Below are 11753 nucleotides of genomic sequence, written 5' to 3'. Positions count from 1 at the left end.
GCTCGGCCGCTGTCCCCTGGCTGCGGGCGGCATCGTTCACGGGCGCTGGGGCCGCAGACACTTGGGCGGGCGCCCAGATGGTGACGCCCATCTCTTGCAGCATGGCGCGCTGGCGCGCATCGAGGTGAAGGCTCATAAAGACAGGTTCATAACGGCAGGCACAGGGCGGTCGGTGGGTTCACAGGGGCAGGCTCATGACGACGGCGTCTTCGCGCTGGCCTGCGGGGGCCGGGTAGTAGCGCTTGCGTTCTCCCACGCGACGAAAGCCATGGGCCTGGTAGACATGCAGGGCGCGCTCGTTGCTCACGCGCACTTCAAGCCAGAGCCACTGGGCGCCCCGCCCACGCGCCCACAGCGCCAGGGCGTCCAGCAGCACGCGGGCCCAGCCCTGCTTCTGGTAGGCCGGGGCTACGGTGATATTGAGCAAATGCACCTCGTCCACACCCATCATGGCCACGAAGTAGCCCAACAAGTGGTCGCCCGCCACCAGCAACTGGGTCTGGTAACCCGAGGCCATGGCGTCGGTGAAATTGCCCCGCGTCCAGGGATGGGAATAGGCGGTGAATTCGACGTCCAGCACGTCGTCCAGCCGCGCCAGCGTGAGCGGCTCAAAGCGTGCCTCGGGGGCGCTGGCGAGGGGCGAGACGACGGCGTTCATGGTGCAAGTGGGTGGCTTATGTGGCTTGTGCAGCGGATGCGGCCTGGGCTGCACGCAGGGCGGCCCGCTCGGCGGTGGTTTGCGCCACTTTATCGCGGATGTAGCGGGGCAGCGCTTCGCTGGCAGGCACGGCGCCGCCTGCGGCGAGCAAGGCCGGTGCCAGGCGCAACAGGGCCGTGGCGGTGGGCAGCGCGCTGGCGTGCAGGGCGCTGGGGGCCAGGCGTTCTGCATAGGCGGCCTGGGCGTTGCCGGCCAGTGTCCAGCCTGCGGGCACCTGCACGGCCTCAGGGGCGCACAGGCCGAAATCCCCGTCGGTGCGCCAATGGCCGGCAGTGCCGCCCTGGGCCGGCAGCCATTCGCAGTGCGCCACGTACACCTCGTCCATGCGTGCATCCAGCACCGCCACCACCTGGGTGCAGCCATGCTGGTGACGGGCTTCTTCGGCCACCGCGAGCAGGGTGTCTACCGGTAGCACCGGCACGCCCGCGCCTCCGCGCGCTCCAAAGGCCAATCCCTGGGCCACCGCGCAGGCCGTGCGCAAGCCGGTAAATGACCCCGGGCCGCGGCCAAAAACAATGGCATCCAGTGTGGAAAACGACATCCCGGCCTGCGCCAGCAGGCTGCGAATGGCCGGAATCAGCGTGGCCGAGGCCTGCGAGCCACCCGGCCCGGTGTGTTGCCACACGGCGTCTCCCGCCTGTACGGCAATGGAGACGGTGTCGGTGCTGGTGTCAAAGGCAAGCAGGTTCATGGGGCCGGGAGGGTCTGGGTTCGGAGGGCAATTATCAGGGGCACGCTGCTGCGGGCGCCAGGCTTGCCACCAGGCGAGAGTGCCCCGGCGATAGACTTGGCCGATGATGTTTGTTCCTGTGGGCTGCCGCGCAGCCGTTGTGCGCTGGTGTTTTGGGTGCCTTCTCATCGTTGGCGGTGCAGTCCAGGCGCAAGTGCTGGTGCCACTGCCCCCCGAGGTGGAGGCCGCGCTGGCGCGAGCCCGCTTGCCCCGTGACGCCCTGTCGGTGCTGGTGGTGGACGCGCAGGGCGGCCGCCAGGCGCCCAGGCTGGCGCACCGCGCGCAGGTGGCCATGAACCCCGCCTCGGTCATGAAGCTTGTGACCACCTATGCAGCGCTCGACCTGCTGGGCCCCGCCCACACCTGGAGCACACCGGTGTATGTGGACGGCGTGGTGCAGGGCGGCAGCCTCAAGGGCAACGTCCATATCCAGGGGCAGGGTGACCCCAAGCTGGTCATGGAGCGCCTGTGGCTGCTGCTGCGCCGCCTGCAGGGCCAGGGTATCCAGGTCATCGTGGGCGATATCGTGCTGGACCGCACCGCCTTTGACGTGCCCGAGCACGACGCAGCCCGCTTCGATGGCGAACCGCTGCGCCCCTACAACGCGGCGCCCGACGCTTTGCTGATGAACTACAACGCGGTGGCCATGACTTTGGTGCCCGATGCGGCCGCCGGGCTGGCGCGCATCCAGTACGACCCGCCGCTTGCCGGCGTGCAGCGCCAGGCCACGGTGCCGCTGGCGACGCCCGGCACCGCGTGCGGTGACTGGCGCGCCGCCCTGCGGGCCGAGCTGTCCGATCCGGCGCGCGTCGCATTTCAGGGTGTCTATCCGGCCAGTTGTGGCGAGCGCGTGTGGGCGGCGGCGTACCCTGATGCCAAGAGCTTTGCCGCACGCGCCGTAGAGGGCATGTGGCGCGAGTTGGGCGGCAAGCTCACGGGCAGCGTGCGTGATGGCAAGGTGCCTGCGGGGCTCAAGCCCGTGTTTGTGGCCACATCGCCCGCTCTGGCCGAGGTGGTGCGCGACGTGAACAAATACAGCAACAACGTGATGGCGCAGCAACTCTTTCTCACACTGGCACTGCGCCAAAATGGCGTGGCCACGTTCGACGGTGCGCGCGCTGCATTGCGCCAGTGGTGGCAGGCCCGGCTGGGCGATGCCGAACCGCCAGCGCCCGAAAACGGCGCGGGCCTGAGCCGCGACGCACGCATCAGCGCCCAGGCCTTGGCGCGCATGTTGCAGCTGGCCTGGCAGTCGCCGGTGATGCCCGAACTGGTGTCGTCCTTGCCGATTGCCGGCGTGGACGGCACGCTGCGCCGCAGCCAGAGCCGTGCAGGCACTGCCCACCTCAAAACCGGCAGCCTGCGCGACGTGATGGCCGTTGCGGGCTATGTGCATGCCGCCAGCGGCCGCCGCTATGTGCTGGTGGCCATCGTCAACCACCCCCAGGCGGGCGGCGCGCGACCAGTGCTTGATGCGCTGGTGGACTGGACTGCGCGCGATCAATAGCCCCGGATGCCCACACCACCATGCCCCTCCACGACCTCATCGGCTACCTGGCTGCGGCCCTGACCACCTGCAGCTTTTTGCCGCAGGCGCTGCACACGTTCCGCACCCGCGATGTCAGCGGTATCTCGCTGGGCATGTACAGCACCTTCACGCTGGGCGTGGCGTTGTGGCTGGCTTACGGGGTGGCGCTGGCTGCCTGGCCCATCGTGGTGGCCAATGCCATCACACTGGCGCTGGCGGGTGCCATCCTTGGCATGAAGCTGCGCTACGGCGCGCGCCGCCGGGCCTGAAGCTCCCCCCCCAGGGTGTCGCCCAGGCGTCTTTGCAAGGGTGCGGTCGGCGTAATTCCCTATGGATGCTGCAGTGCAGGTGCGCGCACGATGCGTCGCTGTTCTTACTCCAAGGGATTTCTTCATGACGTATTTCCGCCTCACTTGTGTTGCCACCGCTGCGGTGTTGCTTGTTGCCTGCGGGGGCTCGGACGGCCCCCAGCGTGGGGATCTGGTGGATGCGCCCGCCACGTTGGCCACGCTGACTGCCGCGCAGATCGATGCCGCGACCGCAGGCAGCGGCCTGCAGGCCATCAGCGGCAAGGCCAAATGCGATGTCAAGGTGGTGGGGTTGAACTACTCCACGGTGGGCGCACGGGCCGGTGAACAAACCAATTCATCGGGCGTCATGCTGGTGCCCGCGGGCAGCTGCACGGGCGCTGCGGCCCTGGTGGCCTATGCGAAGGGCACCGATGTGCAAAAGACCCGCACGCTGGCCAACCCGCAAGACAGCGAAACCTTTCTGCTGGCGGCCATGTATGCCGCCCAGGGCTATGCGGTGGTGGCCACGGATTACCTTGGTTTTGCCAAGTCCACCTACGGCTACCACCCCTATCTGCACGCTGACTCCGAGGCCACGACGGTGCTGGACTCGGTTCGCGCCGCGCGGACGGCCGCGTCCAGTGTGGGTGCCAACCTGTCGGGCAAAGTGATGTTCACCGGCTATTCGCAAGGCGGGCACGCGTCCATGGCGGCGCAGCGCGCAGCCGAGCGGGACTACGGCACCGAATTCAACGTGGTGGCCGGTGCCCATCTGGCAGGGCCTTACAACTTGTCGGGCTCGTTGCGCGTGCCCGACGCGATTGCCGGGGTGCAGTTCTTCGTGCCTTACCTGGTGACCTCATGGCAAAAGGTGTACGGCACGGTGTACACGGGTGTGAAGACGGCTTTCAAGACGCCATATTCCGACTACATCGAGAGCCTGCTGCCCAACCCCACGCTGAACTACACCACGCTGGTCACCACCGGCAAGCTGCCCGGCGGCCCCGGTGTCACGCCCAACCAGGCCCGGGACCTCGTGTTCCAGCCCGAATTCCTGGCTGCAGCCCAGGCGGGTGGCTCCAACCCGTTGTTCGTGGCGGCCCAAAAGAACGACCTGCTGGGCTGGAACCCCAAGGCCCGGGTGCTCCTGTGCGGAGGCGCGGGTGATCCCACCGTGCCGCCTGCCATCCACCAGCGGGCCATGAAGGCCGACTTTGACAGCCGGGGACTGAGCAATGTGGCCTCGGTGGATGTCGATGCCCTGGTTCAGGCCACGTATGGACCAGGCGGCAAAGCGCCCACCGACCCCGCATCGGCGGCCTTTGCCACGTATTACGGCAATTACCACGGCACCTACGAGCCGCCGTTCTGTCACGCCCAGGCGCGCGCAGTGTTTGATGCCGTCAAATAAGCGGCTTGCGCTTTGGGCATGAAAAAAGCCGACCTCAGGGTCGGCTTTTTTGTGTGCGGTGTGGCTGCGGCTTACCAGCGGGCCCGCAGGCGGTCGTACGCGTAGTCGCCCAGCTGGCGGTGGGCCGATGGCGTCAGGTAGACCGCGTCGGCAAACACATACTTGTTCTGGTTGGCACTGGGGAGCAAGGTGGCGGTGGTGCACAAGGCCGAGTTGACCTGGCCGGTGCCGATGCCAATGCCGTTGCCGGCATCCACCGAGGTGCATACCGGTGTGGTGGCGTTGTCAAAACTGTACGAGCCGGGCGAGCTGGTGTACAGATTGACGTAGTAGGCCGCATCGATATACAGCACATTCGCGCCCAGATCGACGATGTTCACCTTCAGCCCCTCGTTGAATCGGCTGCTGGCATCGTTGAGCAGGCTGGTCTGGCTGATGGCCGTGGCCCATGGCGTTTTGCCCAGGTCGTAGGTGCCGGTCACCACCACATGCTTGGCCCCGGCGTTGACGAGGCGGCGCACCTGCGTGGCCAGTTCCTGGCCTGCCTTGCGTGCTGACGCCACCATGTCGGCGGGGGTGGTGGTGCCGGCGCGCACGGCAGCCATGCCTGCGATCAGGTCACTGGCACCGGCGTTGATGAACACCACGTCGTTGGCGCCAAAGGCGCCGCCGGCCAGAAAGCGGTCAATCTGTTCGGTGACAGTGAGGGTGGTCGCATCGCCAGCCACGTCGGGCTTGGCGGTGATGCGTGCGTTGCCCGCTGCGTAGCTCAGGCCACCCGATGCCACGGGCGTGATCGTCTTGCCGTAGCGCGAGGCGAGCTGCTGCGTCCAGTTGCTGACGGAGCCATCGTTGACGGTGTAGCGCGATCCTTTTTGCCCCACATCGGTGAAGGCATCGCCAAAGGCAATGAAGCGGTCGGGCGTGAGTTCCGAATCCGTGGTGCTGGAACCACAGGCCGCGAGCAACGCTGCCGACGCACATGCGGCGACCATCACGGTGCGGCGCATCCAATTTGTTGCCATGTATTTCTCCAGAAAAGTGGGGGTTAGTTTAACGACGCACAGCCAGCGCATGTAAAGCAAACAGGCAGGCAAGCCGGCTCAGGCCGCGGCCGCGCGCTGCAGCCGGTCGCGCACGCCTTCCCAGTCGGGGGTGGCGGGGGGGGTCTCGATCCAGATCAGTTTCACGGCCTGGTCATCAAAGCCGCGCAGCACCGCAAAAAGTTGCTGGGCGGTGGCGCTGGCGTCATCGGGCATGCGCCGCACAACCAGCTTTGACGAGCGGGTGCGCAGTGCGCTTCGGGCATAGACGGCGATGTGGGCAGCGTCGGCGCCCAGCAGGTCCAGCGCGGTTTGCAGCGCCTTGGCGTCCATCAGGCGCACCTTGGCAGCGGGGGCGTAATGGGCCTCCAGCGTGCCCGACGCGCGCGGGGTCAGCGCGGGAAGCTCTTCTTTCGATAGCGGTTGCATGCCGCAAACCGCGGCAATCTGTTCCCGCGAGATGGCCCCCGGGCGCAGCAGCACCGGCACGCCGCGCGTGCAGTCCACGATGGTGGATTCAATGCCAACATCGCAGGGCCCGCCATCGAGCACCAGCAGATCGGCGCCCAGTTCGTCCTGCACATGCTGTGCCGTGGTGGGGCTCACACGGCCAAAGCGGTTGGCGCTGGGCGCGGCCAGCCCCCACACCGGCGGCCCGCCGAGTTTGGGGCCATCACCAGTTGCGGAGCAGGCCTGCAGCACCGCATGGGCCACGGGGTGGGCAGGGCAGCGCAGGCCCACGCTGTCCTGGCCGCCGGTGGCGGCCGTGGCCACACCGGGCCGGCGCGGCAGGATGAGGGTGAGCGGGCCGGGCCAGAAGGCATCGACCAGCTTTTGCGCAAAGCCGGGCACTTCACGAGCGAAGTGCCCGATGCCCGTGGCATCGGCTACATGCACGATGAGCGGATGGTCGCTGGGGCGGCCCTTGGCGGCAAAGATCTGCGCCACGGCGGCGTCGCTGCTGGCGTCGGCGGCCAGGCCATAAACGGTTTCGGTGGGCAGGCCCAGCAGCGCGCCGCCGCGCACGGCCCGCGCTGCGGCAGCGATGGATTCGGGCAGGGTGCCGTCAAGAATCATGGTCAGAATGGCGCGATGCCTAGCAGGGCCGCCGCCTTCAGTGCCGTTGCGCGTGCCGTTTCGGGGGTGGCTGCGGTGATGTTGAGGTGCCCCATCTTGCGGCCCCGTTTGGCTTCGCGCTTGCCATACAGGTGCAGGTGCGCGCCGGGCAGGGCCAGCACGGCAGCCCACGGGGGTGTCTGCTCGGCATCGCCCTGCGCAAACCACAAGTCGCCCAGCAGGTTGAGCATGACGGCAGCGCTGTGCTGGCGCGGCTGCACCAGCGGCAGGCCCGCCATGGTGCGCACCTGCAGCTCAAACTGCGACACGTCGCAGGCGTTCTGGCTGTAGTGGCCGCTGTTGTGCGGGCGCGGGGCGATTTCGTTCACCACCAGGCTGCCGTCTTGCAGCACAAAGAACTCCACACACAGCACGCCCACATACCGCAAGCCGTTTGCTATCGAAATTGCAGCTGCTACCGCTTGCTGGATAAGCGCTTGAGGCATATTTTGCTCATAAACCTCGGTCACGGCCAGAATGCCGTCGCGGTGCAGGTTGCGCTGTACGGGCAGGTGCACGGTGGCGCCGTCGGCACCGCGCGCCACGATCACGGAGCATTCCAGCGCCAGCGGCAGCATTTTTTCGAGCACGCAAGGCACGGAGCCGACCGACGCCCAGGCAGCGGCCAGTTCGGCGGCGGTTTTGACGCGCACCTGGCCTTTGCCGTCATAGCCCATGCGGGCGGTTTTCAGAATCCCCGGCAGCAGATCGGGCGCCACGGCGGCCAGTTGCGCTGCCGTCTCGATCGCGGCATAGGGCGCACAGGGCACGCCGCAGGCGACGAAGTGGGCTTTCTCCTGCGCACGGTCCTGCGCCACAGCCACTGCGCTGGCAGCGGGCGACACGGGGCGCAGCGCGGCCAGGGTGGCCAGGGCGGCCGCAGGCACGTTCTCGAATTCGGTGGTCACCGCATCCGACAGGCGGGCGAGCTCGGCCAGCCCGGCAGCGTCTTCATAACCCGTCTGGATGTGGTGGTGGCTCACCAGCCCGGCGGGGCTGGTCGGGTCGGCGTCAAGCACGGCGGTGAAGTAGCCCATGGCCTGCGCCTGGTGCACAAACATGCGGCCCAGCTGGCCGCCGCCGAGCACGCCCAGGGTCGAGCCGGGCAGCAATGGTGCCCCCACGCTTGCCACTGCGTGTGCGGCGCTGCCCCCCAGGGGGGCCTTCGCGCCTTCGGGCGGCCGTGCGGCGCTCAATGGCTTGTCAGAGTCGTTCATGCGGTGGGCGGCAAGGTCATGTTGCGGGCGACTTCGGTCTGCTCGGCGCGGAAGGCTTCGAGGCGCTGGCGCAGCTCGGGGCTCTCGTTGGCGAGCAGGGCCACGGCAAACAGGGCGGCATTGGCCGCGCCCGCCGTGCCAATGGCGAATGTGGCCACAGGTATGCCCTTGGGCATCTGCACGATGGAATGCAGTGAATCCACGCCCTGCAGGTGGCGGCTGGCCACCGGCACGCCCAGCACGGGCACGGGGGTCTTGGCCGCGATCATGCCCGGCAGATGGGCAGCGCCCCCGGCCCCGGCGATGATGGCCTTGAGGCCCCGGCCTGCGGCGGCCTCGGCATACGCAAACATGTCGTCGGGCATGCGGTGGGCCGAGACCACGCGGGCCTCATGTCCGATGCCGAACTGTTCAAGAATCTGCACTGCATGCTGCATGGTGTCCCAGTCGCTGCTGGAACCCATGACCACGCCGATCTGGATGGGTTTCATGGTGTTGGGGTGCTGGGTGGGGCAGGCTGCGCCTGCTGCACCGCTGTAGGTGGAACCCGTGATTTTACTTTTTGCGCTTCCCTTGCTGGCGTGGGGCTGTTTCGTTGGGCCAAAATAGCGCGAAATCGCTTCACAGGCCCATGGCCCACACCATCATGATTGACGTCACCGTAGAGAACTTTGAAGCCGAGGTGGTTGCCGCCTCGATGAATGTGCCCGTGCTGGTGGACTTCTGGGCGCCCTGGTGCGGCCCCTGCAAGTCGCTGGGCCCGATCCTCGAAAAGCTCGAAACCGACTACGCGGGCCGCTTCAAGCTGGTCAAGATCGACTCCGATCAGGAGCAGCAACTGGCGGGCATGTTCGGCATCCGCAGCATCCCCACCTGCGTGCTGCTGATGAACGGCCAGCCGGTAGATGGCTTCATGGGCGCGCTGCCCGAGGGCCAGGTGCGCGAATTTCTCGACAAGCATGTGCCATCCGCAGAAGAGGTGGTGGCAGAGGCCGAGGAAGAAGAGGCGCTGGATGCGCTGGCCGAAGGCGACACCGACACCGCCCTGGAAAAGCTGCAGCACGCTGTGGCCACCGACCCTGCCAACGACGACGCACGGTTTGATTACGTCAAGCTGCTGCTGCAACTGGGCCGCGACGACGACGCCAAGGTGGCCTTTGCCCCCGTGATTGCCAAGGCCGCCACCTCGCGCAAGCTCGGGGCCCTCAAGTGCTGGATGGATGCTATTGATTATGTAGCTGTAAGCGCTTATGGGGAAAGCGCTGGAGCCGAATTTGATGAAAAAATCACCGCCAACAAGCGCGACTTTGACACCCGCTTTGCCCGCGCTTGCTGGCTCATGGCGCAGCAGCGTTGGACCGACGCCATGGACGAGCTGCTCGAAATCCTCATGCGTGACAAGGCCTGGAACGACGAGACTGCCCGCAAGACCTATGTGGCCATCTTGGAAATCATCGAGCCGCCCAAGGTAAAGGTGGCGGAAGGCCAGATTCCCCCTGAAGACCCCGTGGTGGCCACCTACCGCCGACGGCTGTCGAGTGTGGTGCTGAGCTGAAGAGAAGCCACCAAGAATCCCAGGAGCCGAGATGGCCGGGATCAGGCCGCCTGGCGCGGACAGGGGTGCGTGGCTGACCGCGCATGCTCCGTGGCCAGCACGCGGCCGGGGTTGAGGCTGCGGATCGGGATCGAACGGTCCTGCGGTATGCCGCCCGACAGCTGCAGCGCCAGGTAGCGCCCGCAGCACACACGCAGAAACGACGCAAAGTTGTCCACGCTGCCGCGCTCGGCCTGCAGCTCGTCATGCAGCCGGGCGCAAAGCTGCGGCACGCTCATGCCGTCGCGCGCGGCAATTTCCTCCAGCACCTGCCAGAACAGGTTTTCCAGCCGGATGCTGGTGGCCACGCCATGCAGCCGCACCGAGCGGGCGCGGCAGGCATAAAGCGCGGGGTCGGCGCTGATGAAAACTTGGCACATGGTGAGGTCTCCTGCAGTAGCAAAGGCCACGCGCATCTTCCGGCCGGGCCCGAGGGCGCGTCAAGCGTGCAAACCACGTTGCCGCAGGGGTGGCCAGGTGGCTGGCCTCAATGGCTGATGCGCGTGCCCAGCACCACAAGAAACTGGGCGATCCAGTCGGGGTGCGCTGGCCAGGCGGGCGCCGAAACCAGGTTGCCGTCGGTATGGGCCTTGTCCACGGCAATGTCGGCATAGGTGCCGCCCGCCAGTTCCACCTCGGCGCGGCACGCCGGGTAGGCCGAGCAGGTGCGCCCTTTCAGCACGCCAGCGCCTGCCAGCAGCTGGGCGGCATGGCAGATGGCCGCCACAGGTTTGCCCGCCTCAAAGAAATGCCGCACGGCGGCAACCACGGCGGGGTAGGTGCGAAGGTATTCCGGGCCGCGGCCGCCGGGCAGGACGAGGGCATCGTACTGGCTGGCCACCACGTCGGCAAAGGTGGCGTTCAGGGTGAAGTTGTGGCCCGGCTTCTCGCTGTAGGTCTGGGCGCCTTCAAAGTCGTGGATCGCGGTTTTGATGTGCTCACCCGCCTTCTTGTCGGGGCACACGGCATGCACCGTGTGGCCTACGGCCAGCAGCGCCTGGAACGGCACCATGGTTTCGTAGTCCTCACAGTAGTCGCCACAGATCATCAGAATTTTCTTGCCGGCCATGGTTGTCTCCTGGGTTGTTGTACTGGGAAACACCATTCTTGCGGCGCACGCGCCGCAGCGGGTGTTATCCCGTTACTACATCGATGGAGCGGGCCGGTGCGTGCGCTGCAAGGGCGTGGCCGCGGGACCTCAGCCGGTCAGCCGCTCCAGCGCCTCGCGGTATTTGGCCGCGGTCTTTTCGATCACGGCCTGCGGCAGGCGGGGCGAAGGCGGCGTCTTGTCCCAGGGCTTGCCGTTGACCTGGGCCTGCTCCAGCCAGTCGCGCACGAACTGCTTGTCGTAGCTGGGCGGGTTCTCGCCCTTGGCAAGGGCTTCGGCATAGCCCTCCACCGGCCAGTAGCGCGAGCTGTCGGGCGTGAGCACTTCGTCCATCAGCACCAGTGTCCCATCCGGGGCCAAGCCGAATTCGAACTTGGTGTCGGCAATGATCATGCCTTTGGTGAGCGCGATCTCTGCGGCGGCCTTGTAGATGGCGATGCTCAGATCGCGGATTTTGGTGGCCAGCTCCAGGCCGATCATCTCGACCGTGCGCTCGAAGGTGATGTTTTCGTCGTGCTCACCCGCTGCCGCCTTCGCCGCAGGGGTGTAGATGGGTTCGGGCAGCCTGGCGGCGTTGGTCAGGCCGGCGGGCAGCGGCACGCCACACACCGATTGCGACGCCTGGTATTCTTTCCAGCCGCTGCCGGCCAGGTAGCCACGCACCACGGCTTCGACCGGGATGGGCTGCAGGCGCTGAACCAGCATCGAGCGGCCGCGCACCTGTGGCACTTCGGCCGGGCTCACCACGCTTTCGGGCGCTTCGCCCGTCAGGTGGTTGGGGCAGATGTGGCCGAGCTTGTCGAACCAGAACAGTGCCATCTGCGTAAGCAGCTCGCCCTTGCCGGGGATGGGCTCGCCCATGATCACGTCAAACGCCGACAGGCGGTCGCTGGCCACCATCAGGATGCGGTCATCTCCCACGGCGTAGTTGTCGCGCACCTTGCCGCGGGCCAGCAGGGGCAGGGAGGTGAGGGCAGAAGTGTGCAGGGCTTGGGGGC

At 67.0% G+C, this 11753-nt stretch carries 13 protein-coding genes and 1 pseudogene; 4 read left to right on the top strand and 10 right to left on the bottom strand.

Going from position 1 to position 11753, the window contains the following annotated elements; genetic code table 11:
- The 3 genes and pseudogenes from DTW89_RS20075 to tsaB all read right to left on the bottom strand — a co-directional run.
- Positions 1-136: pseudogene (locus DTW89_RS20075) on the bottom strand (uracil-DNA glycosylase family protein); the annotation flags it as partial.
- 42 nt (positions 137-178) lie between these two features.
- Positions 179-658 (bottom strand): ribosomal protein S18-alanine N-acetyltransferase, encoded by a 480-nt coding sequence (rimI, locus tag DTW89_RS17005; RefSeq protein ID WP_024813312.1) that lies wholly within the window; start codon positions 656-658, stop codon positions 179-181.
- 16 nt (positions 659-674) lie between these two features.
- Entirely contained in the window at positions 675-1409 is a 735-nt protein-coding gene (tsaB, locus tag DTW89_RS17000; RefSeq protein WP_114656785.1) for a tRNA (adenosine(37)-N6)-threonylcarbamoyltransferase complex dimerization subunit type 1 TsaB, read from the bottom strand.
- Between the two features lie 103 nt (positions 1410-1512).
- Here tsaB and dacB point away from each other — a divergent pair, with 103 nt between their 5' ends.
- From dacB to DTW89_RS16985, 3 genes are all read left to right on the top strand, one after another.
- The gene (gene dacB / locus DTW89_RS16995; protein WP_114656784.1) at positions 1513-2955 is read left to right on the top strand and encodes a D-alanyl-D-alanine carboxypeptidase/D-alanyl-D-alanine endopeptidase; all 1443 of its coding nucleotides are present in this window, start codon (positions 1513-1515) and stop codon (positions 2953-2955) included.
- A gap of 20 nt (positions 2956-2975) precedes the next feature.
- Entirely contained in the window at positions 2976-3245 is a 270-nt protein-coding gene (locus tag DTW89_RS16990; protein WP_111868369.1) for a SemiSWEET transporter, read from the top strand.
- Positions 3246-3369: 124 nt separating this feature from the next.
- Positions 3370-4677, top strand: coding sequence for a lipase family protein (locus DTW89_RS16985; RefSeq protein WP_114656783.1), 1308 nt, complete (start codon positions 3370-3372; stop codon positions 4675-4677).
- 71 nt (positions 4678-4748) lie between these two features.
- Here the strand turns inward: DTW89_RS16985 and DTW89_RS16980 are convergent, their stop codons facing one another.
- The 4 genes from DTW89_RS16980 to purE form a co-directional block, all read right to left on the bottom strand.
- Entirely contained in the window at positions 4749-5702 is a 954-nt protein-coding gene (locus DTW89_RS16980) for an SGNH/GDSL hydrolase family protein (RefSeq protein ID WP_114656782.1), read from the bottom strand.
- A gap of 78 nt (positions 5703-5780) precedes the next feature.
- Positions 5781-6797 carry an L-threonylcarbamoyladenylate synthase gene (locus DTW89_RS16975; protein WP_114656781.1) on the bottom strand — a complete coding sequence of 339 codons (1017 nt, stop codon included), beginning with the start codon at positions 6795-6797 and terminating at the stop codon, positions 5781-5783.
- Positions 6798-6799: 2 nt separating this feature from the next.
- On the bottom strand, positions 6800-8053 hold the full coding sequence (locus DTW89_RS16970) for a 5-(carboxyamino)imidazole ribonucleotide synthase (protein WP_236637186.1): 1254 nt from the start codon (positions 8051-8053) through the stop codon (positions 6800-6802).
- Positions 8050-8544 carry a 5-(carboxyamino)imidazole ribonucleotide mutase gene (purE, locus tag DTW89_RS16965; protein ID WP_114656780.1) on the bottom strand — a complete coding sequence of 165 codons (495 nt, stop codon included), beginning with the start codon at positions 8542-8544 and terminating at the stop codon, positions 8050-8052. Before purE ends, DTW89_RS16970 begins: the two co-directional genes overlap by 4 nt.
- Positions 8545-8699: 155 nt before the next feature.
- Between purE and trxA the strand changes: the two genes are divergently transcribed.
- Positions 8700-9608, top strand: a complete 909-nt coding sequence (gene trxA, locus DTW89_RS16960) for a thioredoxin (protein ID WP_114656787.1) — start codon at positions 8700-8702, stop codon at positions 9606-9608.
- Positions 9609-9649: 41 nt separating this feature from the next.
- Here trxA and DTW89_RS16955 read toward each other — a convergent pair whose 3' ends face one another.
- From DTW89_RS16955 to DTW89_RS16945, 3 genes are all read right to left on the bottom strand, one after another.
- A complete protein-coding gene (locus DTW89_RS16955) occupies positions 9650-10027 on the bottom strand; it encodes a ribbon-helix-helix domain-containing protein (protein WP_114656786.1) in 378 nt (125 codons plus the stop codon).
- A 107-nt stretch (positions 10028-10134) separates the two neighbouring features.
- The gene (locus DTW89_RS16950) at positions 10135-10716 is read right to left on the bottom strand and encodes a DJ-1/PfpI family protein (protein ID WP_114656779.1); all 582 of its coding nucleotides are present in this window, start codon (positions 10714-10716) and stop codon (positions 10135-10137) included.
- Positions 10717-10845: 129 nt separating this feature from the next.
- The coding region (locus DTW89_RS16945; RefSeq protein WP_114656778.1) for a phosphoribosylaminoimidazolesuccinocarboxamide synthase at positions 10846-11753 on the bottom strand (908 nt) is incomplete at its 5' end.

Source organism: Acidovorax sp. BoFeN1 (assembly GCF_003345135.1).
GTDB classification, from domain to species: domain Bacteria; phylum Pseudomonadota; class Gammaproteobacteria; order Burkholderiales; family Burkholderiaceae_C; genus Acidovorax; species Acidovorax defluvii.
The sequence above is the reverse complement of the archived record's forward strand: the minus strand, read 5'-3'. Positions and strand labels throughout refer to the sequence as shown.

Coding starts and splice junctions, on each gene's coding strand:
- dacB (WP_114656784.1), top strand. CDS start 1,513: ATGATGTTTGTTCCTGTGGGCTGCCGCGCAGCCGTTGTGCGCTGGTGT.
- rimI (WP_024813312.1), bottom strand. CDS start 658: ATGAACGCCGTCGTCTCGCCCCTCGCCAGCGCCCCCGAGGCACGCTTT.
- purE (WP_114656780.1), bottom strand. CDS start 8,544: ATGAAACCCATCCAGATCGGCGTGGTCATGGGTTCCAGCAGCGACTGG.
- DTW89_RS16970 (WP_236637186.1), bottom strand. CDS start 8,053: ATGAACGACTCTGACAAGCCATTGAGCGCCGCACGGCCGCCCGAAGGC.
- DTW89_RS16985 (WP_114656783.1), top strand. CDS start 3,370: ATGACGTATTTCCGCCTCACTTGTGTTGCCACCGCTGCGGTGTTGCTT.
- DTW89_RS16975 (WP_114656781.1), bottom strand. CDS start 6,797: ATGATTCTTGACGGCACCCTGCCCGAATCCATCGCTGCCGCAGCGCGG.
- trxA (WP_114656787.1), top strand. CDS start 8,700: ATGATTGACGTCACCGTAGAGAACTTTGAAGCCGAGGTGGTTGCCGCC.
- DTW89_RS16990 (WP_111868369.1), top strand. CDS start 2,976: ATGCCCCTCCACGACCTCATCGGCTACCTGGCTGCGGCCCTGACCACC.
- DTW89_RS16950 (WP_114656779.1), bottom strand. CDS start 10,716: ATGGCCGGCAAGAAAATTCTGATGATCTGTGGCGACTACTGTGAGGAC.
- DTW89_RS16980 (WP_114656782.1), bottom strand. CDS start 5,702: ATGGCAACAAATTGGATGCGCCGCACCGTGATGGTCGCCGCATGTGCG.
- tsaB (WP_114656785.1), bottom strand. CDS start 1,409: ATGAACCTGCTTGCCTTTGACACCAGCACCGACACCGTCTCCATTGCC.
- DTW89_RS16955 (WP_114656786.1), bottom strand. CDS start 10,027: ATGTGCCAAGTTTTCATCAGCGCCGACCCCGCGCTTTATGCCTGCCGC.